The sequence below is a fragment of the Chitinasiproducens palmae genome, from assembly GCF_900095735.1.
In the GTDB taxonomy this organism is placed as follows: domain Bacteria; phylum Pseudomonadota; class Gammaproteobacteria; order Burkholderiales; family Burkholderiaceae; genus Chitinasiproducens; species Chitinasiproducens palmae.
The window spans coordinates 153,726-174,419 of the sequence record NZ_FNLO01000009.1; the positions used below are offsets into that span (position 1 = coordinate 153,726).

The following is a 20,694-nucleotide window of genomic DNA, read 5'->3' on the forward strand; positions in this document are numbered from 1 at the left end:
GCGTTCAAATAGGTAGGAATGCTTAGCAGCCATCGCTTGACGCTGAACGGGCGTGCCGTGTGCGTAGCGTGCTGCGAGTTCCCGAAGGTCGCGCTGGCCTGACTCGTAGAGCGCGGTCAGCGTTGCATCGTCAGGGAAGAACTGCGCCGCACGATCAGCGCTCGAAGGCGCTTCGCGGGGCGTATCAGAGGGCGGGGCGGGGCGGGCCATCGCTCATGCTCGGTGAGTGCATGAGGCGAGTATGGACTAGAAAATCTAGCAATGCAAGAAAAACTAGTGATATTGCGGTCTTACTTCGCTAACACTTGCCATGCGCTATTCATTAGTGGGGCTGTAGTCCAAAAAAGGCCCCGCGAACGGGGCCATGATGCGTCGAGAGCGCAATGTGACTTAGCCGAATTTCAGGGTTAACGGCACCACTACGTCCTTCCGAGTGAAGAAGTCCGCCGTGACGCCGGAAATCTCGGCAAGATCTTCAGGGAAGAGAGACAAAAGTTCGCAAAACTCATCGGACTTAAGAATGCCATTGTCCGTGACCAAATGGATTGCACGAGACAGCATGGTGGGTCTTTCCACCGGAATCTCTCTGTCGAGAGGCTCGATCCTCCGGTAGCCGGCAGCACTTATTTGCCTAAATGCATATTGATATTGGTTGTAGGAGATGAGTTCGAGTTTGTGCGCACGATAGAGAAGCGCTTGCATAGACACTCCCCACCTTCGTTTCAGCTCCAACAGTGCATCAATGGAAATGCTATACAGTTCTTTTGCCAGAGACGCGCGGGGGACAAGTAGTGCGGCCCCGAAGAGGTGCGCCTGCTGTTCGATCAACCGGAAGGTATCTTTGTCGGCCAGATGTTCTTGCGTTACTGCCTTATGTAGGATCAAATGTCCTAGTTCATGACCGCAATCGAAGCGTCCTCTAACAAACGGAAGCTTGCTGCCGATGATCACGATCGGCAATTCGCCTTGCCAGCAAGAGAATGCGTCGACATTAGCCGAAAGCGGAATCCTAGCGACAACAATTCCATTGTTCTCGAACAACATTGTTACGTTTGATATGGGGCCGCTGCCCAGCCCCCATGTACGACGGGTAGCGTCAGCAAGATCTTCGATGTCGTCGTTCGTCAAACGATCGAAGTCGGTAACATTGAAATCAGGCACATTGACTTTTGGCAGATCGAGATGGCAACGCAGGGTCGCGAGTAAGTCGGCGATCCACCGCTCGCGGACCGCGTACTTTGCCCGATCTCTCTTTGTGGCGGCCTCCAACTTCCTAAAGTGAGTGACACCGGACAGATCCGGCCGACTGACCTCGGACAATAGATACGAAGTAGGCACGCTGAGGGATTTCGCAATTGCGAGCAATGTTTCACTTGAGGGCGATTTCTTACCATTCTCGAACATCGACAGAGCCTGTCGACTAATATCAAGCTTGGCACCCAGCTCCAGTAGTGAGAGCCCTCTTGCCTCCCTCGCTTCGCGCAGCCTAAGAGGGTTAATTTGTTCCCGTGCCTTCATTTTGGATGGAAATCTTAAGCTGCGACACAACCGCATCATGGATGTGCTCGACCGGCGCATCGGTGCTGTGAGCCGCGACCGCTAGCGACCGCGAGTAGACAGCATACTGACCGCTAACATCTGGAATTGTTACCACTACGAAGGAAGGCTTTCTTCCCAACCCGCCGTGGATGATATGTGCATAAGGCCGCTCAGGGAGGACTTCAAGCGGCTCATCCGCAAACAACGACATGTTCAATGCTTGCGAAAAAGCTTTCCGAAAAACCGCAGACCGGGGCATTTGCCTTTTCGCTTCCACATAATTTGCGGTTAGAACTATCCTTTTTGCGTGTAACTCCACATGCTGGCAATTACCCACAGCATTTGGCCGTATCAGAGCCCTCAGGCCCTGGACAGAGCCATCAAGTTCTTTCAGGCAGGCATCCACAGCAACCCTACGGATGTGTGGACGAACGTCGCCGCTCAACGCACCACCGAGAAGGGGGTTCTTGAGAATGAGCGCCTCCGTGAAATCGTACGCGCGCGTCAGCGCACCACTTATAGCACTCTGGATTTCTACCGGCAGGCATTCATCGAACAACTGGGTGACATCGGTGGTCATGGCGAAGTTCATCAAATTCCATGCAACCGATTCTACAAAAAACAGTAGGTTTGTCAACCAAATTCAAGTGCAGCCAAAATGTGGTAAACCCGCGTGCTCCCGCTAGACGTAAGATGCGGCGTTTTTGGACTGTTATCCGTTCATACTGCCCATGCGCCGGTGACCGACTGACGCCGTCTTGCATCCCGAAATGCGACGCGCCTAGTTACTGAGGCGCCGCCTCCCAGCAGCGCTCAAACAGGCTGTCATTGTGCTATCGGCTGAACGCGGACATCGTAGAAGATGCGATGACTTTCGCCCAGAAGCGCCCTGTCCATTGCGACCACCTTCCTCGAAACGATAGAGTAGTGATCGGGGTCATAGCCATTGTCAGCCAACGTCTTCCGCAGCCATTGCAGGCGCACGTCCTCTGAGTCGGGAGAGGAGAGCGAGTAGGGCGGGGCAGCGACAGCAACGAATCGGATCAGCGTCGGGTCCGAACCAGCGGGTGGCGGTACGAGTTGAGACATCTGCGCTCGATCGACAGATGCGCACGCGGACAGGGCAACGAACGCCGCTGCGGTGGCAGCGCGCCAGCTCATGCGCATTACAGACATGCCGAGAACCATCGAGCTCGCCCCTTTATCTGGACCAATTTTTTGCCGGCGGCGGCAAATTTCCGATCTGGGAATGTCGTCTTGTCGGGATTGTCGGAGGTAAGTACCAAGTCGCCGTTTTTCTCGACCCGTACTCGCTTGATCATCAATTCATCGTCGACAAGAACGACGAAGACGCCCCTTGCTCGCGGATTGGTCTGCGACGTATCGACAAGCACCACAGAGCCGTCTGGCAGGGTCGGCTCCATGCTCATTCCCTGGACCGTCATCATGACTGCGTCCTGACGGGCAATCGACATCGAGCGTAAGAAATCCGTCCGGAAGGCCATAAGGCCGACAGCCGATTCCTCGAATACGAGCCGTCCAGCACCGGCAGACGCTTTCACGTTGAGCACGTGAACGCCGACGAACTCCGCATCGTCGTCAGCTCGCTCTGCGCCCGCGTCGCCGACGAGAAGGTATTCCGGCGTAGTCCCAAGCGCGTCGGCCACCGCCTGCAAGCGCGCACGCTTCGGGGCCGTGCCCTTTTCTTCGCGCTCCCACTGCTGAACGGTCTGCCAAGCGCTTACTCCGACCCGCTTGGCCAGCGCTTCCATTGACAGCCCGTTCGCTTCGCGCAGCTGCTTGATGCGGCTATGGATACTCATGCGCGCGATGGTATTGCACTAGCTTTTCTTGTGTCCATGCAGGATTTTCTAGTAATGCTAGTTTTTCTAGTGTAGTCTTGACGCATGAATGCGATAGACGAAGCGATTGCAAAGGCGGGCGGCGTGGTGGCTCTGGCTACTGCCCTCGGACTGGATCGATACCAGACGGTTCAGTCGTGGCAGCGCACCGGCAGCGCGCCGGCGCATGTCTGTCCGGACATCGAGCGGGTGACGGGTGTCAGCAGGCGTCGACTCAACCGTCGCGGTCAGCAGATTTGGCCAGAACCCTCTCTCTCCACTGAATCGCTAGGGGCAGTTCAATGAACAAAGCGATGCGGATTATCGATGACAGTTCCTGTGGCGACGTTGACCGATGGCTCCTTGGACCAGTAACTCGTACAAATTCAGTGCGATTTCCTCAGCCAGATTGCCGTGATCGTGTTCTCGGCCCGCGAGCATTACTGACGCGGAGAGCCCCATCAGCCGCTTCGATCCTGTCGCCACTACTGGAGTCGGTGCGCGAAGCGGGCGATTCGAAAAGCAATAAAGCTCGCGTGCAATCTTTCGGAGGCAAGTTTCGGCTCCGCCCGAAGCGTTTGGAAGTAGCGAACTGATGGAGCGGCCGGATTTCAAGAGCTTTCGCTTTCGCATCCGTGCTGCCTCACGGCCGACGGGGTCTGTCGTCACGTGGCGTATCTGCTGCCCTCGGCCCGTCGAATCGGCCGTCCGCCGTGTAACGCGGTTTTTCTCCGTAGAACGGCTCCGAATGGTCAGGGTCGTGGTCAAGCTCGGCGGTGACGACGAGCCCGCCGTCCCTGTAGTCAAAGGTGCGTCTGACAACTTTCAGGCCGACTTTGCGCGCATTGAAGACGCACAAAATGACATCGCCAATCGCTGGTGCGGGCCAACTGTTAGCTGCATGTTTGGCAACCATGGGATCGCCTTTGTAAAGCTCTTTCACCCGCTCAGACACCTTAAGTTTGACGTCGTACGGCATGGCTCACTCCAATCCGTTTTGGGTACGTGAGTATTGATTCTCTCATGGCATTAGGTACGCACCATATCAGTAGTTGACGTAAGCAGTATGCGGCGCCGCGGCGGCGCGCACCACCACCGAGTAAAGGAAAACCCTGTGGATATTCGAAAGGCATTTCTCGCGATGATCCGCGCCACCGAGGGTGGCTGGGACGCTGTCGCAACGCACCTCGGAATGAGCCGCTCGTCGTTGGAGAACCGTGTGTACGAGCGAAAGGGGCAGCAGGTCAGCACCGACGACGCGCTGCAAATGCAGGCGCTATCGGACACGAACCACTTCGCCGAGGCGGTGGCCATGCGCAGTGGCGGCGTGTTCGTCGCAATTCCCGGCATTGGCGAGGAGGCCGACAACACCGAGCTGCTGCACAAGTTCGTGAAGCTGACAACGCGGTTCGGCGAGCTGGCGCGGCGCCACGACGAAGCAACGGCCGATGGCGAGATCGACGCCGGCGAGAAAGCCGACCTGATTGCGATCGGCAACGGCATCCATCAATCCGTGCAGGAGCTGCTGCATTGCTCGTTCAACTTGCACTGCAAGCCGGAGACGCTGGGCGTGGCCCCGGGGCCAGTCCCGGTCAGGCAAGCCAGCGGCGTGCGGACGTAGGAGGGCGCGATGCGCATCGAGAAGGAAGACGCGGACAAGATGGTGTTGCAGGCGTTCAGCCGGCCGCAGGATCGGTTGACGTACGGCGAGCTGGTCCGCCGCACGAACCTGGGGCTCGGGGCGGTCTGCGGGGCGGTTGCGCGCTGCGTACGCGCCGGCTCGCTGGTGGAGGATGGATTCGTGCTCGAGCCGGCCATTCACCGGCAGCCGCAGCCCGTTTTCGCGCGCGTGCAGGGGGAACAATGAACCGAGCATACACAGCGGGCCTGGCCGCGCCGCAGACGGCCATCCTCGCCTTGCTGGTTGAGGTCGAGCGGGTGGCGGGCGGCTGCCACGCCTGGGTGACAGTGCAGCGGCTGGCGCAGTGGTCGGGCATGTCGCAAAGCGGCGTGCGTGACCAGTTGACCGCGCTCACGCGCGCCGGCCATGTGGACAAGCGAGCGGCGGCCGGCCGGCGCGCCGCGCTCTTCCGCGCCATTCCCGGAGGCAAGCAGTGAGCGGGTATGCCTACAACTGGGCAAAGCGCCAGACGGTCGGCGACTCGTCGGCGAAGGCTTTGCTCAAGACCTATGCCCATTGGGCGGACAGCGACTATCTGACGTGGGTGCCCAACGACGAGTTGATGCAGGACACCGAGATGGACATCAAGACCATTCGGAAGTGCCGGCAGCGCCTTATCGCAATGGGCTATCTCGCCGAAACAACGGCCAGACGCGGCGGCACCGGCAGCATCATCGTTTATCAGATGCTGGCCCCGGAAGGCTCGATCGTCATCCAAGGCGTCGACCCGAACACTGGAACGACGATCACGCTCGGCCCGCCATCGGCGAGTGAGCATGCCGCGACGAAGCCCGACCAAAAACGGAGCCCCTCCAAATTTGGTACTGCTAAGGGGTACCAAAAACGGAGCCCCTCCAAAAACGGAGCCCCTCCAAATGTGGATGCAAGCCCCTCCACATTTCCCTCGAAGCCCCTCCGAATTTCCCCTGAAGCCCCTCCAAATTTGGAGGGCAATAAAGAAGGAGAAGAACTAGAGAAGGAAGGAGAGGAGCAGAGCGCGGCGCGGGCGCCCCGCGCTGACGCTGCGCGCGGAACGCGCTTGCCTGCCGACTGGATGTTGCCCAAAGCCTGGGGAGAGTGGGCGCTTGCCGAACGGCCAGGGTGGACAGCGGAATTCGTGCGCAACCTCGGCTTGAAGTTCGGCGACTACTGGAAGGGCAAGGCCGGTAAGGATGCGCGGAAGGTCGACTGGCTGGCGACCTGGCGCAACTGGGTGCGAGACGAGCGCACGCCGGGTGCCGGCAGCGCGCCTGGCAATGCGAACCCGATGGGCGGCATCGCTGGCGACTGGCGCACCTCGGCGAGCGGCATCACCGCGAAAGGTGCCGAGCACGGCATCCAGCAGCACCCGGACGAACTGTTCCCGTTTTTCAAGATACGCGTCATCAAGGCGGTGGAAGCCGCAGCGGCGGCGCGCGGTGCTGGTAAAGGAGAAGCCGCATGAGTTCGTTCTGCGTATTCGGCGCATCGCTACAAGCCGCTCGAGAAAAGGCCGAGAAGAAGGTGCCGACCCGCCGCGAGGGCAGAGAGCTGACGCGCGCGGAGTGGGAGGCGCAAGTCGACGAGGAGGCCGCACGCATCTTCTCGCGCATGACGCCGGTGCGTGTCAGTCCGGAGTTCGATTCGCCTGCCTTCTGTGATGACTTCATCGCGCTCGCGGGGCGCTTGGGGGGGGGGCGTGGCGCGGCTCGCAACCATGCAAATCGGTGAGAAGCGCGACAAGTCCGGCAACGTCCGCATCAACAAGCGTACGGGCGAGCCAATGAAGGGTTGGGTGCGTCGTGTCTGAGGAAGAGCGCCGCGCTGAGTGCTGGGAGCGTCTGCGCGCAGCAGTGCGCGCGGCAAAGCGCGGCGACTACACCCTCGGCAATGCGCTGCTCAAGGAGATAGGCCAGCAGCACGGCAAGGAAGCGCGGGCCAGAGCGAAGCGGGAAATGGAGCAATGCGTGGAGAAATGGAAGTGAGCAAACGAGGATACGGCCTGCCGAAGCCGAGCACGGCGGGCAGGATCGGGACTGCGACCGTCCGGCCGTGGCCGGCGCCGGGCGCGGCGGTGGGCAGCGCGCCGCCGGCGAAGCGCGCGAAGTACGGCAACTGCAAGGTCGAGGTCGACGGCATCACGTTCGACAGCCGCCGCGAGGCAGCGCGCTACCAGACGTTGAAGGCGATGCAGGCGGCGGGACAGATCCGCGACCTACGGCGGCAGGTGCCGTTTGTCCTGACCGAAGCGGTCGTGCTGGACGGACGCAAGAAGCCGGCGCTTCGCTATGTCGCCGATTTCACATACGTGGAGGGCGGCGCGCTGGTAGTGGAGGACGTGAAAAGCACCATCACGGCCAAAGCGTCGACGTACCGCACAAAGAAGCACCTCATGAAGGCCGTGCACGGCATCGACATTCGGGAGGTCCGCTGATCATGAAGCGTTGGACGGAAGAGGAAGTGAAGGCGCTTCGCTGGGCCTACAGCCAGCCGGCGAGCATCAAGCGCAACCTGCACCTGTTCGGTGGTCGATCGCTGCGGACGGTGATGGTCAAGGCGCACAACCTCGGGCTGAAGAAGTGCCGGCCGGGCAGCGGCAGCATGGCATGGGATCAGGTGTGCGACGCGATGAAGGACGGCGTGCCGCGTTCGATCGAGGCTGCGGCGGCGCTGGTTGGTGTGACGCGTGGTGCCATGGCCTTGCTGGTGTGGCGCCGGGTCAAATTGAACGACGCGCATGTTACGGGCTGGGTGAATCAGGTGGACGGCGGCGCGCCGGCGCTGCTGTTCGTGCCGAGGCCGGGTAAGAGCGTGCCGAGGCCGCGCGCGGCGACAAGCAAGGAGCGGCACAAGCGACGGGTGCGCAAAGTGGGGCGTGCGGAGCTTGCCGCGCAGCAGCAGCTTTACCGCGCCCGCCGTCGCGCGTTGACCGCGCGGCCGCGACGCGACGCCCTCACAGCGGCGTTCTACGGCAAGGGGGCTCAATGATGCGCCGCTCACCGATGAAGCGAACGGGATTCAAGCGCCGCGCCGTCGGCGGGCCGCGCGCGCCGCGCCGGTCGATACGAACGAAGGCCCGGCCGGCACCTACCGCAGCGGAGCGCAGGCACATGGATGCGGTGGCGCGGCTGGGCTGCATCGTCTGTCGGAACCTGGGCTTTCTCGATTCGCCGGCGGAACTGCATCACCCGCGGTTCCTCGCCGGCGGCGCGCAGCGGTCGAGCCACATGGACGTCATCCCGCTCTGCCCAACGCATCACCGCCTGGGCGGGCTGGGCGTCGCGTTGCACGCGGGGCGGCAGTCATTCGAGGCAGCGTATGGAAGCGAGGCCGAGTTGCTTGCACAGGTGAGGGCGCTTCTCGCATGAGACGAAACGAATACGCGGACCCGGCCGACGTGCTTGAGCGGGCGCAAGCAGGAACGTGCTGCGGCTGCCCGCACGCGGTACGGCTGACGATCGTTGGCGCGGCAGTCGCCGTCTGCGGGATCGGGAAGCGGTACGGGCGCCGCTGCAAGAACTATTGCAAGAGAACGAGCGCAACGATGGAGCGGCAAATGGATGAGATCGATCAAGTGCTCGTCGCGTGGTACGAATGGAGTCAGCGGGACGAGGGCGTCCACGGCTACCCGACTCACGCGGCGTCCTGCGGCGAATATCGCGCCGGCAGGTCATGGATGAGCGACGAAGACTATGACTTTGAGATCGACCACAGCTTGCAGGCATCGATAGGCGCGGCTGTGGAGCCGGTCGTAATGGCGCTGGGCCTTGACCATCGCGTCGCTGTCATGACGGCGGCCCGAAACTTCGTTGTAGGCGCCGCGTCCTTCCGTAATCCGCGCCACCCTGAGCGACAGGCGCACGACTACGCTGCGGCGAAAGAGGCAATGCGGCCGGCGCTCGTCTCGAAGGGTTTGGTTGCAGGCGCGGCGGCACGCGCGTGACGCAATGAAAACCGCTTGCACATCGCCGAAAAGTTTGTGAGAATGAGGGCTCGGACAATTGCGTCCGCAGAAAACGAAACCCGCCAGGTGAAAGCCTCGCGGGTTTTGTCGTTTACGGCACTTTCATCGAAGCGGCGGCGTGGATGGACACGCGGCGACCCGAGTATTCAATGCTAACCGAGCGGTCTCGCTCGGCAGCAATCCGGGGTTCAACGCGCAGGGGCCAAAATCCCTAGCCGGTGTCAAGTCCGGCCCGCTTCGATGAGAGTGAATGCGCAGGCTGATGCGCCAGAATGTCGTTGTGATTGCCGCTCGCGGACTACGGACATCAACGGCCCGAAAAGGCGGAGGCTTAACAGCCCAATCGAGGGTTCGAATCCCTCCTGTCGCCGCCGCAAGGTACGGCGAATGTCGGAGATCAGCACCGGCCACTCTCACCAGTCAGGTCCAGGTCCGCAGGGTCGCTCCCTCCTGGTCAGCCCCGCTTAACTGCTATCCCGCTCGTCGGGTGAAGGGGTCATGTGGTGACCTGCCGGGAAAGACCGGCGCCATTCTTCAAATCGTGCGCAGGAGCGCCGTGGACAGCAAGCGCGGCACGGATGGGCCGCTCAATAAAACGGCGACGAACACCGCTGAGCGGGCCGAGCCTGCTTGTGAGTGCTTGACCCAGCGGCGCGCGGATCCACGCCGAATACCGTAAGCCTAGCGCGGCAGCCGCGTGGGGCTTTTTCGTTCCGTGGATGACGCCCACACCATGCGGCGCAACAGAAATATGGTGGATCAACTCGCCTTGACAGGGCGCGGGGCTACCCGCGGGTTCGCTGCCGAAGCATTAGATCCGCGGTTTCGTAAGAAAGCTTCACTATCGCGTCCGCAGCGGAGCCGTCATTCCGGGCTATGTAACCGGTCAATGCCGCCGCTGCAAAGTAGTCGCGGACGCTTATTCCATGGAGGGGGGTATTTGCCGGTAGCAGGTTCGCTTCTGATCGGGGATTCGGAAACGCCGGGCCGCCCTGAGTTTTGAAGTCCATTTGTGTTTCCCAATGAGGTTCTCGAGCAACGCTACACGGATTTTCTTACGCCAGACTTACCCTAAGGCGCTGTCAAAGAGGTCCGCCGCGTTGGCAAAGCAGGCGCATTCTTTATAGGTTCTGAAGTCTCGCATGGGGAAACTGCCGATGCTGCGCTCTCGTGCTCTTGCAAGCACGGCGGCGCGCCTGCATCGTAGCGTCATGGCCATCGAATGCGAGCGGACGAAGGGCATTCCGTATGCGTACTACGTCCGAGGCATCGTGTTCGACGATTCGCCGGACGTGTTCCGCCGCGCCGGAGTCAGTCGTCCCACGTTCTATTGACTGTTGTAAGCGGGTAGCGTGCGAGCCGTGAATTTGGCCCGCGCATGTTGCTGCGACAAAAACGGCGTTACATACTATTTTTCAGATAGCCTGACCTAAGTTCATCGATGAAAAGCGTGAGCGGGTCGGCCTCGTTCTTTAACGCGCGCGACCCTTTACCCTGTAAGCGGTGAATCCAGCTGGACTCTTTCTCCCGTATGATGGGCTTTTGGGCCGGAACGGGAGGGTTCAAGATGTCGCTTTACCAAGAGATACAGCGTCAACTCGATGACCTTGACGGTGAGGATGATGCCGCCGAAAAGCTATTCAGGAAAACTGCGGCAGAGTTTGAAGAGGCGGTCCGTAGCAGCTTGGGCGCACCGGCCGGTGTCTTGAAGATCGTTGCGGACACCATCAAGCCCGATTTCATTGGGCATCGAAAGGTCGTTCGTTATGGCTTCGACACTGCCGTACCAGGTACGTTCAAGCTGCAGCTTACTTTGCCTCGCTCAGTGCCCAGCTTCGGAGATTCCATTGTCGCGGAGGCGAGCATTTCTGTTGTTGTGGATGAAGAGTCAGGGCGTGGGACGGTGAAGGTGAACAGCCAAGTTGTATCGCACTCAGTGCGGCCCTTAGCTATCGAGCCTGCAGTTGGAGCGGTCGTCAAAGCACTCCGAGAAGATTTGCTGGACAAGCGCCAGCGATCCACGGTTGCCTGACCTGACGGTTCCAAACGTCACACATTCGCCTTAAGCCCCGCAAAACTTCTCCTGCGCGGCTTTTTTAATAGTCGTGCTCAACCGGCCGGTGCCTCACGACGGCATAAGGTTGTAATGCGCTGATTGCCGTAGCGCAGACCTACTGCGCGAAGCAAGCAGGCGAAGCGCGGTCTCCGCTCTCGGCGATCGCTTGGAAGACTGGAGTGCAAGTCGCAGTGTCATTTACTAAGCCCTGCCCGGTAATGCCGCGCGGGGCTTTACGCTTTATGCGTCTGCAACCAATCGCGCAACGCTTCGTTCATGCGGGTTTGCCAGCCGTCGCCTAACGCACGGAAGCCTGTGAGCACGTCAGCATCTAAGCGGATGCTGACAGCCTCCTTGGTTACAGCAAGACGCGGACGGCCGCGCGCTTTCATTACCTGAGCGGTCGGCTTCATCTGCGCGAAGTGCGCTTCAGTGAGTTCCACCGTGTCAGGGTCGGAAGCGATGCCTTTGTTGATCGCTTCGTTTTCCTCGTCGGTGGGGATGATGGTTCCGGGCTTAAGGGCTGGCATAGATGGCGATCTCACGTTTGTTGGCCTTGCGCACACTGATGATTCGGTTCTTGTTGTTGCGCTCGGTGTGAACGATGACGAAGAGGCGAAGACCGATATACGCGATGGTCACCAGCCTCTGTTCCCCGTACTCGAATCGACCATCGACGAACGTCTTGCCGGCTTCCCATTCCGCATCTGCAGCGAGGGCCAGCGACACGCCGTGCTTTGCGACGTTTGCTGCGTCCTTGTCGGTGTCGAATTCCATGTGACTTATTGTATATACACTAAGTTATAAGGTCCAGCACTTTTTGTATATGCAGAAAAGAAAGCTGCCGATGCTTCAGCCTCGAACGGTGGCCGGCGGGGCGGCGCGCGTCGGTACCGTCGAGCCGGGCTCATGGCGTTCGAGTGCGCTGACCACCGCGCAGCGCGGCTACGGTTCGCGATGGCAGACAGCGCGGGCCGCGTACCTGAAGGCCCACCCGTTCTGTGTGTACTGCCTGCGCGACTATCGGCTTGCAGCGACGGACGAGGCAGACGTCATCCTCGAATGCGCCGCGCGCGGCCTGCCGCTGCCATACGCGACCGTGCTGGACCACCGCGTGCCGCACCGGGGTGACCAGCGCCTGTTCTGGGACCGTTCGAACTGGCAGCCGCTGTGCGCTCGGCACCATTCGGGCGAAAAGCAGCGGACCGAATCTGCGGAACGGTGAATGCCCCAAAACAGGGCATTTGTAATTCCTTCGTTGCAATTTCTATACGGTAAGGGAGGGGTGGGTAAAAAGTTCAGCGGCGTTGCGGCTCCTGACCGCCCGTTCCCTCACGCGCAGAAAATTTCCCCTTTTGGAGTTTTTGTTAATGGCTTTAACAGCAAAAAAGCGGCTGTTCGCTGCCGCTGTTTTGGCCGGAAAGTCCAATCGGGACGCGGCAATCGCCGCCGGTTATAGTCCGGCGACAGCTTCGGCCGCAGGGTCGCGCCTTGTTAAAGACAAGGACGTAGTCGCTTGGCTGACAGAGCACCGTAAAAAGCCTGCGGCGCGCGTCAAGTCGAAGCCGGGGGCGGCCGCCGAGGAGGCGCAGGCTGTCGCGCTGCCCGCCGGGTTTGATCTGGACGCGATCCTCACCTTCTCGGACTCGAAAGCTTTCCTGATCGCCGCGATGAATGACGCGCGCGCTGAGCAGAAGTTGCGAATTGACGCGGCGAAGGCGTTGCTGCCGTTCCAGCACGCGAAGAAAGGCGAGGTCGGCAAGAAGGACCAGCGAAACGAAGATGCGAAGAAGGTGGCGAGCCGGTTTGCACCAGCTGCGCCGCCGAAGCTAGTCGCCAACGGCGGTAAAAAGGTCTGAGCATGGAATGGACGACAGCCTGTCCAGACTGGACGAGCAGGCTGGTGGAACGCCGCTCAATCATCCCGCCTCCGATCTTTCCAGACCAAGGAGAGCAGGCGCTTGCGATTTTCAAGCAGCTTCGTGTCACGGACCTGCCGGGCAAGCCGACGTTCGGCGAGTGCAGCGAGCAGTGGGTGTTCGATTACGTCGCGGCGATCTTCGGCGCGTACGACAGCGAGACAGGCCGGCAACTGATCCGCGAGTTCTTCCTGCTCATCAGCAAGAAAAACACGAAGTCGACGATCGCCGCCGGCATCATGCTGACCGCCGTCATTTTGTGCTGGCGCGAGGAGGAAGAGCACCTGATCCTGGCGCCCACGAAGGAGGTCGCCGACAACAGCTTCAAGCCAGCAGCGGGTATGGTGCGCGCCGACGAGGAGTTGTCTGCGTTGTTCCACATCCAGGAGCACATCCGGACGATCACGCATCGCGTGACGCGCGCTTCGCTCAAGGTCGTGGCCGCGGACACGGACACGGTATCGGGCAAGAAGTCGGGCCGCATCCTGGTTGACGAACTGTGGCTGTTCGGCACGAAGAGCAGGGCCTCCAGCATGTTCATGGAGGCCACCGGCGGGCAGATATCGCGGGACGAGGGCTGGGTCATCTTCCTGACCACGCAGAGCGATCAGCCGCCGGCGGGCGTCTTCAAGGAGAAGCTCGACTATTACCGCGACGTGCGTGACGGCAAGATCGTTGACCCAAAGTCGCTGGGCGTGCTGTACGAATTTCCGCCGCACATGGTCAAGTCGAAGGCGTATCTCGACCCGACCAACTTCTACATCTCGAACCCGAACATCGGTCGCTCGGTCAGCGCGGAGTGGCTCGACGACCAGCTGCAGAAGCTCCGGCACAAGCTCGACGGCACGTTCCAAGAGTTTCTAGCCAAGCACCTGAATATCGAGATCGGGCTGAACCTGCGGGCGGACCGATGGGCAGGCGCCGACCACTGGGAGGCGCAGGGCCGCGCGGGCCTCACGCTGGAGCAGCTGATCGATCGGTGCGAAGTGATCGACGCTGGCATTGACGGCGGCGGCCTGGATGACTTGCTCGGCCTCGCCGTCGCCGGCCGCGAGCGCGGCACGGGCGCCTGGCTCACGTGGGGCAAAGCCTGGGCGCACCCGTCCGTGCTCGAGCGCCGACAGTCGGAGGCCGCGCGCTTTACCGACTTCGCCCGCGAAGGCGACCTGGTGCTGGTCAAACGCATTGGCGAAGACGTCGAGCAGCTGGCCGCCATCGTCGCGCAGGTGCACGACTCGGGGAAGCTGGACAAGGTCGGCGTGGACCCGAGCGGCATCGGCGCGGTGCTGGACGCGCTGGAGGCGGCGGGCGTGCCCAAGGAGCTGATCATCGGCATCTCGCAGGGCTGGAAGCTTGGCGGCACGATCAAGACGACCGAGCGGAAGCTGGCCGAGGGCGGACTGCTTCACGGCGGCCGGCCGATGATGGCCTGGTGTGTCGGTAACGCCAAGGTCGTGCCGAGCGGCAATGCGGTGCTCATCACCAAGGCGGCGTCGGGCACCGCAAAGATTGACCCGCTGATGGCCCTGTTCGATGCGATCGCGCTGCTTTCGCTCAACCCTGAGCCGCCGTCCGACATGGACGGCTTCCTCGAAGATCCAATCATGGTGGGTATCTGATGGCGCCTCTGGCACTCCTGGCCGCGTTGCTGCTCGTTGGCATGGCATGCCTTGTGGCCGGCGTCTTCATCTTGTCGGGCGCCGGGTGGGCGCTCGTGGCCGCCGCAGGATGCTGTTTCGTGATCGCGGGCATCGTGTCGCGCGGTATCCGCCGCATCAGCGGAGGCGCGCATGCGTAAGAGCGGAATTGCCGCGGTGATCGCGAGCGGCTTGATGCCCTCGCCGCACTCCGCGCTGGTGGACTGGCTGGGACAGCCGATCAGCCTGCTGAACGGCGCTTTCTGGAAAGAGTGGTCGGGCCGTAGTTCGGCGAGCGGCAAGAGCGTGTCTGTCGATTCGGCGATGCAGTTGTCCGCCGTGTGGGCGTGCGTGCGTCTGTTGTCCGAGACCGTCTCGACGTTGCCGCTCAAGGTGTACCGCAAGCTGCCCGACGGCTCACGCGCGGTCGCGACTGAGCATCCGCTCTATCGGCTGCTCAGCCGTTCGCCGAACGCCGAGATGACGCCGGGGCGCTTCATGCTGTTCATCGTGGCGAGCATCTGCCTGCGCGGTAACGCGTTCGTGGAGAAGCGCCGAATCGGTGGCCGAGTGGTCGCGCTGACGCCGCTGCTGCCGCAGTTGATGGTCGTTGAGCGGCTGGCGAACGGCCAGTTGCAATACACGTACACCGAGCAGGGCGTGGCCCGGCATATCGCCGCGAAGGACATGATGCATATCCGCGGCTTCGGCCTGGACGGGGTGTGCGGCATGCATCCGATCTCGGCCGGGCGGGACGTGTTCGGCGCGGCGATGGCGGCCGAAGAGGCAGCAGCAAAGGTATTCGCGCAGGGCATGCAGGCGTCGGGCTTCCTTACGCATGAGAACGGCACGCTGAAGCCAGACCAGCGCGAGAAGCTTCGCAAGTCGCTTGCCGCATTCAGCGGCTCGACCAACGCCGGCAAGGTGATGGTGCTGGAGGCCGGATTGAAGTATCAGGGCATCAGCATGAACCCCGACGCCGCGCAAATGCTCGAGACGCTCGCGCTGTCGATCGAACTGATTTGCAGTTGGTTCAAGGTGCCACCGTTCATGATCGGCCACATGGACAAGCAGTCGAGCTGGGCCGCCAGCGTCGAGGCGCAGAACCTGCACTTCCTCACCAACAGCCTGCGCCCGATCCTCGACAACATCGAGCAGGAGATCACGCGGTGCCTGATTGACCCGGTCGACGCGGACTCGATCTATGCAGAGTTCTCTGTCGAGGCGCTGCTGCGCGCGGACAGTGCCGGCCGCGCGGCGTTCTACAACGTCGCGTTGCAAAACGGCTGGATGTCGCGCAACGAAGTTCGCCGGCTCGAAAACCTGCCGCCGATCCCGGGCGGCGACGTCTACACCGTGCAGACGAATCTCACGCCCATCGAGCTGCTCGGCCGCGCCGAGGCCGACACCGCCGCGGCGGCGCGCGCCGCATTGCGCGCGTGGCTTGGCAAGCTCGAGGACGCGAGCGATCCGGCCGAATTGCTGGACAAGCAGCAAACGGAAGAGCGCGCGGCGCAGGCACGCCGCGCCGAAATCGAAGCACTGACCGCCTGAGGTAGCAATCCATGACCATCCGAAATTTGCCGGCCGCGCCGGCGGCACAAGCACGCCCGGGTGTTTCGTGCGAACTGTCGCCCCGCGCGCTCGAGCGCTGGAAGCCGGCGATTCATGCGGCGGCCGACGGTGACGCGTCGACCATCTCGATCTTCGACCCGATCGGTTACGACAGCTGGTCGGGCGATGGTGTGACGGCAAAGCGCATCGGCGCCGCGCTGCGCAGCATCGGCGAGGGCGACGTAACCGTGCGAGTGAATAGCCCTGGCGGCGACATGTTCGAGGGCCTGGCGATCTACAACCTGCTGCGCGAGCACAAGGGCCGGGTCACCGTGCAGGTGCTCGGGCTGGCCGCTTCTGCGGCCTCGATCATCGCGATGGCGGCGGACGAGTTGCAGATGGCCCGGGCCGGCTTCCCGATGATCCATAACGCCTGGGTGCTGGCCGCGGGCAACCGCAACGACTTGCGCGAGATCGCTGACACGCTCGCGACGTTCGACAGTGCGATGGCCGGAATCTATGCCGCGCGCACCGGTGACGGCCTGGAGGCAATGCAGGCGCTGATGGACCGCGAGACGTGGATCGGCGGCAGCGCCGCGATCGAGCAGGGCTTCGCCGATTCGCTTCTGGCGGCAGACCAGATCGCTGAAGCGGACGGCGATCGTTCGAGCGCGAAGAACGCCGCGCGCCAGATCGAGGTCCTGCTCGCCCGGCAGGGCCTGCCGCGCTCCGAACGTCGCCGGCTCATTCAAGAAATCAAGGCCAGCACGCCCGGCGCTGCTGACCCCGGTACGCCTGGCGCTGCCGACGCGGCCTTCCTGGCCGAAATCTCCGCCGAACTGTCGCTGGCACTCATGCCCGCTGCGGCACCGGCAGCTACCTCTCTCCAATAGGAAACTCAACATGACTCCCCAAGAGCTCCTGCAGCAGGTCAAGGCCAGCGTGGAAGCGGCATCGGCGAGCTTCGACAAGAAGGCCGACGAGGCGATCAAGGAAGCGAAAAACGCTGGCTCGCTTTCGACGGAAACGAAGCACGCGGTCGACAAGATGGCCACCGAGTTCAATTCGCTGCGCACCGCGCAGAACGCGCTGGAAGTCCAGCTTGGCGAAGCCGAACAGGCCTTCGCGGCGCTGCCCGGCGGCAATGCCCAACGTGTCGCGGCAAAGACCGCAGGCCAGGAGGTCGTTGCGCACGAGCCGCTCAAGGCATTCGCTCAGAACGTCGACGCCGGTCGCCGCCTGAGCGTCCCGGTGCCGCGCGCCGCGCTCATCTCGACGGATGTGGCGCAAGGCATCGTCGAGCCGCAGCGCTTGCCGGGTATCGACAGCCAGCCGAAGCAGCGGTTGTTCATCCGCGACCTGATTGCGCCCGGCCGCACGGCGTCGCCGGCGATCTTCTGGGTGCAGATGACCGGCTTCACGAACAAAGCCGCCGTCGTGCCCGAGAACACGGCCAAGCCGTACTCGAGCATCACCTTCGACTCGAAGATCACGGGTGTCTCGACGATCGCGCACATGTTCAAAGCGTCGAAGCAGATCCTCGACGACTTCGCGCAACTGCAGAGCACCGTCGACGCCGAATTGCGCTTCGGCCTGAAGTACGCGGAGGAGCAAGAGATCTTGTTCGGCGACGGTACCGGCGTGCATTTGCATGGGATCGTGCCGCAGGCGTCGGCGTTCGCGGCCGCCTTCGAAGTAGCGAGCCAGACGGGCATTGACGATCTGCGCCTCGCGATGCTGCAGGCGCAACTCGCGCGCATTCCGGCGACGGGCCATGTGCTGCACTTCATCGACTGGGCGAAGATCGAGCTGACGAAGGACAGCCAGGGCCGCTACATCCTCGCCAATCCGCTCGGCCTGGCCGGTCCGGTGCTGTGGGGCTTGCCGGTGGTTGCAACCGAGATCACGGCGTTCGAAGGTAAGTTCCTGACGGGCTCCTTCGCGTACGGCGCACAACTGTTCGACCGGGAAGATGCCAACGTGGTGATCTCGACCGAAAACGCGGACGACTTCGAGAAGAACATGATCTCGATTCGCTGCGAAGAGCGGCTGGCTCTGGCCGTCAAGCGGCCGGAGGCGTTCATCTACGGCTCGTTCACCGCCGCTGCGGGCCAGTAACGCACCCGCCGGGGCCGCTTCACGCGGCCTTGGCCGCCACCTCGGAGACCACGATGAAAGTGACCACGACGCGCCCGATTCTGCTTAACGGTAAGGTCGGCGTCGAGCACGACACGACGGAGCAGCACGCCCGCGAGCTGCGCGCCAAGGGGCTGCTCGCCGGCCTGGCGGCGGAGAGCGGCGAGCCGCCCGCTGAAAGCGACGAAGCGGCCAAGCCGGTGCGCACGTCGCCGGGCAAGAGCAGCAAGCAATGACCACGGCGATCATCCCTGCCGATCTGGCGCTGTCACACCTGAGGGCGGACGCCGGCACCGAGGACGCGCTGATCGACCTGTACCTCGGCGCCGCGGTGGAGCACGCAGAGCAGTTCCTCAATCGCCGGCTGTACGCCACGACCGACGACATGGCCGAAGCAGTGCTTGCGGGCACCGCCGGCGACGACCCGATCATCGTCAACAACGCGATTCGGGCCGCCATCCTACTGATCCTGGGCAAGCTGTACGCAAACCGGGAGGACGTGGTTGTGGGCGCGACTGTCTCGCAGTTGCCAGACGGCGCAGAGCACCTGCTGCAGCCGTATCGCGTCGGCCTGGGTGTGTGATGCGTGCCGGCCCGCTGAACCGCCGCGTGCGCATCGAGCAGCGCACGGATGCCGCGGACCCGGAAACTGGCCAGCCGCGTGACGAGTGGGTGCCCGTTGCCGAGGTTTGGGCGAACGTGCTGCTGCTCACCGGCAAGGAAAGCGTGCAGGCCGATGCGGAGGTCGCGAGCGCGACGGCCAGCATCCGAATCCGGTACCGCACGGACATTACCAACGGCATGCGCGCGGTCCTGCTCAAGTACGTCGACGGCCAACCAGTGGATGACGTCGTCTTTGACATCCTCACGGCTCTGCCCGCCGTCGCGACGCGCGACTACACCGACCTGGCTTGCGCCACGGGAGCAAACAATGGCTAGCAAGATCAGCGTGGGCATCGAAGGAGGCCTGCCGTCCGTCACCCTTCATCTGATCGAGGATGCGAGCGGTAAGCGCCTGGTGCTTCCCGATGGCCGCTCAGTCGCCGGCGTCCGGAGCATTGATGTGGTCGTCGAGGCCAACGAAGTGTCGACGATGACCATTCAACTTAACCGATTCGGCGTGACCATGGACGCCCCAACGAGCGAGCGCAATCACGATGCCGAGCGTTGAAGGAATTGTCCACGGCGCGTTGAAAGCGCTGGCCGATGGCCGCGTCTACCCCGATCTTGCGAAGACGCGCGCCGCAGTTCCTTACATCGTCTATCAGGCCGTCGGTGGCATTGACGAGACCACTCTCAGCGGTGCCGACCAACTGCAAAACACGCGCATGCAAATAACCGTGTGGGCCGCCGATCGGGCGACAGCATCTTCGCTCATGCAGCAGATCCGCAACGCTATGACGGCCGAGCCAGTACGCGCGGTGCCGATCGGCGCGCCGGTGAGCGAGTACGAAGACGACACGAAGCTGTACGGCTCGCGTCTGGATTTCTCCGTGTGGTGGCGGCCCTGACCGGACCGTTTCAAGCAACGGCCGCCTTCGAGCGGCCTTTTTTATTTCAGAGGGAACGATGACCAGCACCGCTATCTCGGCGCAGCACTCGACGCTGCGCGTCGACGCCGGCACGTCGACTGCGCCGGCCATGACCAAGGTCGGCAATCTCAAGTCCTTCTCCGGCATGGACGGCACGGCGACCGATATCGACGTGACCGACCTCGACTCTACGGCGAAGGAGAAGCGCGTCGGCCTGCAGGACTGGGGGAACGCCAGCCTCGAGGTGAACGTGAACTACGACGACGCCGGGCAGCAGGAGCTGCTGACGGCGAAGCGCGACGGTAAGGCGCGCGACTTCGAACTGGACCTGCCCGACGGCACGCTCGTGAAGTTTCGCGCCTACGTCAAGTCGTTCCCGATTGCGGCCGCTGTCGACGGCGTTCTGACCGCCACCATCTCGCTGTCGATCGACGGCGACATCACCATCACGCCGGGCGCCGGCGAATAAGGAGACGCAAAGCAATGCTCACACGTGACCAGATCCTGGGCGCGCAAGACCGCGCCAGCGAGGTCGTACCGGTGCCCGAGTGGCAGGGCGATGTGACGGTCACCGTCATGTCCGGCGCCGAACGCGATGCGTTCCTGGTTTCGCTTCAAAGCGACAAGTCGGTCAGCTTCTTCGAGGCGGCGCTGGTAGCCGCCACGGTGGTGGACGAACACGGCAACAAGCTGTTCGGCCCGGACGACGTGCCCGCGCTGCAGGCGAAGAATGCGGCGATCGTCGCGCGCGTCGCGGCCGCAGCCTTTCGGCTCAACGGGCTTGGCCCCGAGGCAGTGGAGAAAGCCGAAAAAAACTCCGAGAGCGGCCCGAACTCCGCTTCGCCTTCCGCCTAGC

General features: G+C 62.4%; 33 protein-coding genes. 26 read left to right on the forward strand and 7 right to left on the reverse strand.

The genetic code is table 11. From position 1 onward, the window contains the following. Positions 1 to 390: 390 nt before the first annotated feature. From BLU54_RS15350 to BLU54_RS15365, 4 genes are all read right to left on the reverse strand, one after another. A complete protein-coding gene (locus BLU54_RS15350; protein ID WP_091910279.1) occupies positions 391 to 1,578 on the reverse strand; it encodes a helix-turn-helix domain-containing protein in 1,188 nt (395 codons plus the stop codon). Next, positions 1,496 to 2,131: a hypothetical protein gene (locus BLU54_RS23375; RefSeq protein ID WP_170845167.1), complete on the reverse strand. Its 636-nt coding sequence runs from the start codon at positions 2,129 to 2,131 to the stop codon at positions 1,496 to 1,498. The genes BLU54_RS15350 and BLU54_RS23375 overlap by 83 nt, the downstream gene beginning before the upstream one ends. Positions 2,132 to 2,364: 233 nt before the next feature. After that, complete coding sequence (locus BLU54_RS15360) at positions 2,365 to 2,628, reverse strand: hypothetical protein (protein ID WP_139169707.1); 264 nt, start codon at positions 2,626 to 2,628, stop codon at positions 2,365 to 2,367. A gap of 77 nt (positions 2,629 to 2,705) precedes the next feature. Continuing rightward, on the reverse strand, positions 2,706 to 3,362 hold the full coding sequence (locus tag BLU54_RS15365) for an XRE family transcriptional regulator (RefSeq protein ID WP_091910288.1): 657 nt from the start codon (positions 3,360 to 3,362) through the stop codon (positions 2,706 to 2,708). Positions 3,363 to 3,446: 84 nt separating this feature from the next. Between BLU54_RS15365 and BLU54_RS24565 the strand changes: the two genes are divergently transcribed. Then, the gene (locus BLU54_RS24565; protein ID WP_091910291.1) at positions 3,447 to 3,686 is read left to right on the forward strand and encodes a YdaS family helix-turn-helix protein; all 240 of its coding nucleotides are present in this window, start codon (positions 3,447 to 3,449) and stop codon (positions 3,684 to 3,686) included. Between the two features lie 337 nt (positions 3,687 to 4,023). On the opposite strand, the gene BLU54_RS23380 is transcribed toward BLU54_RS24565, so the two are convergent. Then, on the reverse strand, positions 4,024 to 4,359 hold the full coding sequence (locus tag BLU54_RS23380; protein WP_139169708.1) for a hypothetical protein: 336 nt from the start codon (positions 4,357 to 4,359) through the stop codon (positions 4,024 to 4,026). Between the two features lie 135 nt (positions 4,360 to 4,494). Between BLU54_RS23380 and BLU54_RS15380 the strand changes: the two genes are divergently transcribed. The 12 genes from BLU54_RS15380 (at position 4,495) to BLU54_RS15430 (ending at position 11,036) form a co-directional block, all read left to right on the forward strand. Further along, on the forward strand, positions 4,495 to 5,001 hold the full coding sequence (locus tag BLU54_RS15380; RefSeq protein WP_091910297.1) for a YmfL family putative regulatory protein: 507 nt from the start codon (positions 4,495 to 4,497) through the stop codon (positions 4,999 to 5,001). A gap of 9 nt (positions 5,002 to 5,010) precedes the next feature. Next, complete coding sequence (locus tag BLU54_RS15385; protein ID WP_091910300.1) at positions 5,011 to 5,247, forward strand: hypothetical protein; 237 nt, start codon at positions 5,011 to 5,013, stop codon at positions 5,245 to 5,247. Then, positions 5,244 to 5,498 (forward strand): hypothetical protein, encoded by a 255-nt coding sequence (locus tag BLU54_RS15390; RefSeq protein ID WP_091910302.1) that lies wholly within the window; start codon positions 5,244 to 5,246, stop codon positions 5,496 to 5,498. The genes BLU54_RS15385 and BLU54_RS15390 overlap by 4 nt, the downstream gene beginning before the upstream one ends. After that, a complete protein-coding gene (locus tag BLU54_RS23385; RefSeq protein ID WP_139169709.1) occupies positions 5,495 to 6,505 on the forward strand; it encodes a helix-turn-helix domain-containing protein in 1,011 nt (336 codons plus the stop codon). Before BLU54_RS15390 ends, BLU54_RS23385 begins: the two co-directional genes overlap by 4 nt. Then, positions 6,502 to 6,771 carry a hypothetical protein gene (locus tag BLU54_RS15400; protein ID WP_091910308.1) on the forward strand — a complete coding sequence of 90 codons (270 nt, stop codon included), beginning with the start codon at positions 6,502 to 6,504 and terminating at the stop codon, positions 6,769 to 6,771. The genes BLU54_RS23385 and BLU54_RS15400 overlap by 4 nt, the downstream gene beginning before the upstream one ends. A gap of 71 nt (positions 6,772 to 6,842) precedes the next feature. Further along, the gene (locus tag BLU54_RS15405; RefSeq protein ID WP_091910311.1) at positions 6,843 to 7,025 is read left to right on the forward strand and encodes a hypothetical protein; all 183 of its coding nucleotides are present in this window, start codon (positions 6,843 to 6,845) and stop codon (positions 7,023 to 7,025) included. An 89-nt stretch (positions 7,026 to 7,114) separates the two neighbouring features. Next, complete coding sequence (locus tag BLU54_RS15410) at positions 7,115 to 7,474, forward strand: DUF1064 domain-containing protein (RefSeq protein WP_235837979.1); 360 nt, start codon at positions 7,115 to 7,117, stop codon at positions 7,472 to 7,474. A 2-nt stretch (positions 7,475 to 7,476) separates the two neighbouring features. Beyond that, on the forward strand, positions 7,477 to 8,028 hold the full coding sequence (locus tag BLU54_RS15415) for a hypothetical protein (protein ID WP_091910317.1): 552 nt from the start codon (positions 7,477 to 7,479) through the stop codon (positions 8,026 to 8,028). 14 nt (positions 8,029 to 8,042) lie between these two features. Then, the gene (locus tag BLU54_RS15420) at positions 8,043 to 8,408 is read left to right on the forward strand and encodes a Ref family recombination enhancement nuclease (RefSeq protein WP_091910555.1); all 366 of its coding nucleotides are present in this window, start codon (positions 8,043 to 8,045) and stop codon (positions 8,406 to 8,408) included. Positions 8,409 to 8,596: 188 nt separating this feature from the next. Continuing rightward, positions 8,597 to 8,983 carry a hypothetical protein gene (locus tag BLU54_RS15425; RefSeq protein WP_139169710.1) on the forward strand — a complete coding sequence of 129 codons (387 nt, stop codon included), beginning with the start codon at positions 8,597 to 8,599 and terminating at the stop codon, positions 8,981 to 8,983. 1,232 nt (positions 8,984 to 10,215) lie between these two features. Further along, positions 10,216 to 10,338: a hypothetical protein gene (locus BLU54_RS24385; RefSeq protein WP_268874525.1), complete on the forward strand. Its 123-nt coding sequence runs from the start codon at positions 10,216 to 10,218 to the stop codon at positions 10,336 to 10,338. A gap of 233 nt (positions 10,339 to 10,571) precedes the next feature. Then, positions 10,572 to 11,036: a hypothetical protein gene (locus BLU54_RS15430; RefSeq protein ID WP_139169711.1), complete on the forward strand. Its 465-nt coding sequence runs from the start codon at positions 10,572 to 10,574 to the stop codon at positions 11,034 to 11,036. 257 nt (positions 11,037 to 11,293) lie between these two features. On the opposite strand, the gene BLU54_RS15435 is transcribed toward BLU54_RS15430, so the two are convergent. Both BLU54_RS15435 and BLU54_RS15440 read right to left on the reverse strand, forming a co-directional pair. Then, on the reverse strand, positions 11,294 to 11,590 hold the full coding sequence (locus tag BLU54_RS15435; protein ID WP_091910328.1) for a BrnA antitoxin family protein: 297 nt from the start codon (positions 11,588 to 11,590) through the stop codon (positions 11,294 to 11,296). Further along, positions 11,577 to 11,837, reverse strand: a complete 261-nt coding sequence (locus tag BLU54_RS15440) for a BrnT family toxin (protein ID WP_091910332.1) — start codon at positions 11,835 to 11,837, stop codon at positions 11,577 to 11,579. Before BLU54_RS15440 ends, BLU54_RS15435 begins: the two co-directional genes overlap by 14 nt. Positions 11,838 to 11,907: 70 nt before the next feature. On the opposite strand from BLU54_RS15440, the gene BLU54_RS15445 reads away from it, so the two are divergent. From BLU54_RS15445 to BLU54_RS15510, 13 genes are all read left to right on the forward strand, one after another. Then, positions 11,908 to 12,285 (forward strand): HNH endonuclease signature motif containing protein, encoded by a 378-nt coding sequence (locus BLU54_RS15445; protein WP_091910557.1) that lies wholly within the window; start codon positions 11,908 to 11,910, stop codon positions 12,283 to 12,285. 145 nt (positions 12,286 to 12,430) lie between these two features. Beyond that, positions 12,431 to 12,919, forward strand: a complete 489-nt coding sequence (locus BLU54_RS15450) for a terminase small subunit (protein ID WP_091910559.1) — start codon at positions 12,431 to 12,433, stop codon at positions 12,917 to 12,919. A gap of 2 nt (positions 12,920 to 12,921) precedes the next feature. Continuing rightward, positions 12,922 to 14,598 (forward strand): terminase large subunit, encoded by a 1,677-nt coding sequence (locus tag BLU54_RS15455; RefSeq protein WP_091910336.1) that lies wholly within the window; start codon positions 12,922 to 12,924, stop codon positions 14,596 to 14,598. Between the two features lie 171 nt (positions 14,599 to 14,769). Continuing rightward, positions 14,770 to 16,170, forward strand: coding sequence for a phage portal protein (locus BLU54_RS15465; protein WP_235837980.1), 1,401 nt, complete (start codon positions 14,770 to 14,772; stop codon positions 16,168 to 16,170). Between the two features lie 11 nt (positions 16,171 to 16,181). Continuing rightward, entirely contained in the window at positions 16,182 to 17,063 is an 882-nt protein-coding gene (locus BLU54_RS15470) for a head maturation protease, ClpP-related (RefSeq protein WP_091910343.1), read from the forward strand. A gap of 10 nt (positions 17,064 to 17,073) precedes the next feature. Continuing rightward, entirely contained in the window at positions 17,074 to 18,288 is a 1,215-nt protein-coding gene (locus tag BLU54_RS15475) for a phage major capsid protein (RefSeq protein WP_091910346.1), read from the forward strand. 53 nt (positions 18,289 to 18,341) lie between these two features. Beyond that, positions 18,342 to 18,542, forward strand: a complete 201-nt coding sequence (locus BLU54_RS15480; protein WP_139169712.1) for a hypothetical protein — start codon at positions 18,342 to 18,344, stop codon at positions 18,540 to 18,542. Further along, on the forward strand, positions 18,539 to 18,889 hold the full coding sequence (locus BLU54_RS15485) for a head-tail connector protein (RefSeq protein ID WP_091910352.1): 351 nt from the start codon (positions 18,539 to 18,541) through the stop codon (positions 18,887 to 18,889). Before BLU54_RS15480 ends, BLU54_RS15485 begins: the two co-directional genes overlap by 4 nt. Beyond that, positions 18,889 to 19,245 carry a phage head closure protein gene (locus BLU54_RS15490; protein WP_091910355.1) on the forward strand — a complete coding sequence of 119 codons (357 nt, stop codon included), beginning with the start codon at positions 18,889 to 18,891 and terminating at the stop codon, positions 19,243 to 19,245. The genes BLU54_RS15485 and BLU54_RS15490 overlap by 1 nt, the downstream gene beginning before the upstream one ends. Then, entirely contained in the window at positions 19,238 to 19,477 is a 240-nt protein-coding gene (locus BLU54_RS15495; protein ID WP_091910357.1) for a hypothetical protein, read from the forward strand. The genes BLU54_RS15490 and BLU54_RS15495 overlap by 8 nt, the downstream gene beginning before the upstream one ends. 19 nt (positions 19,478 to 19,496) lie before the next feature. Next, complete coding sequence (locus tag BLU54_RS15500; RefSeq protein ID WP_328586136.1) at positions 19,497 to 19,817, forward strand: DUF3168 domain-containing protein; 321 nt, start codon at positions 19,497 to 19,499, stop codon at positions 19,815 to 19,817. A gap of 58 nt (positions 19,818 to 19,875) precedes the next feature. Beyond that, complete coding sequence (locus BLU54_RS15505; RefSeq protein ID WP_091910363.1) at positions 19,876 to 20,307, forward strand: phage tail tube protein; 432 nt, start codon at positions 19,876 to 19,878, stop codon at positions 20,305 to 20,307. A gap of 14 nt (positions 20,308 to 20,321) precedes the next feature. Beyond that, positions 20,322 to 20,693: a hypothetical protein gene (locus BLU54_RS15510; RefSeq protein ID WP_091910364.1), complete on the forward strand. Its 372-nt coding sequence runs from the start codon at positions 20,322 to 20,324 to the stop codon at positions 20,691 to 20,693. Position 20,694: the final 1 nt, after the last annotated feature.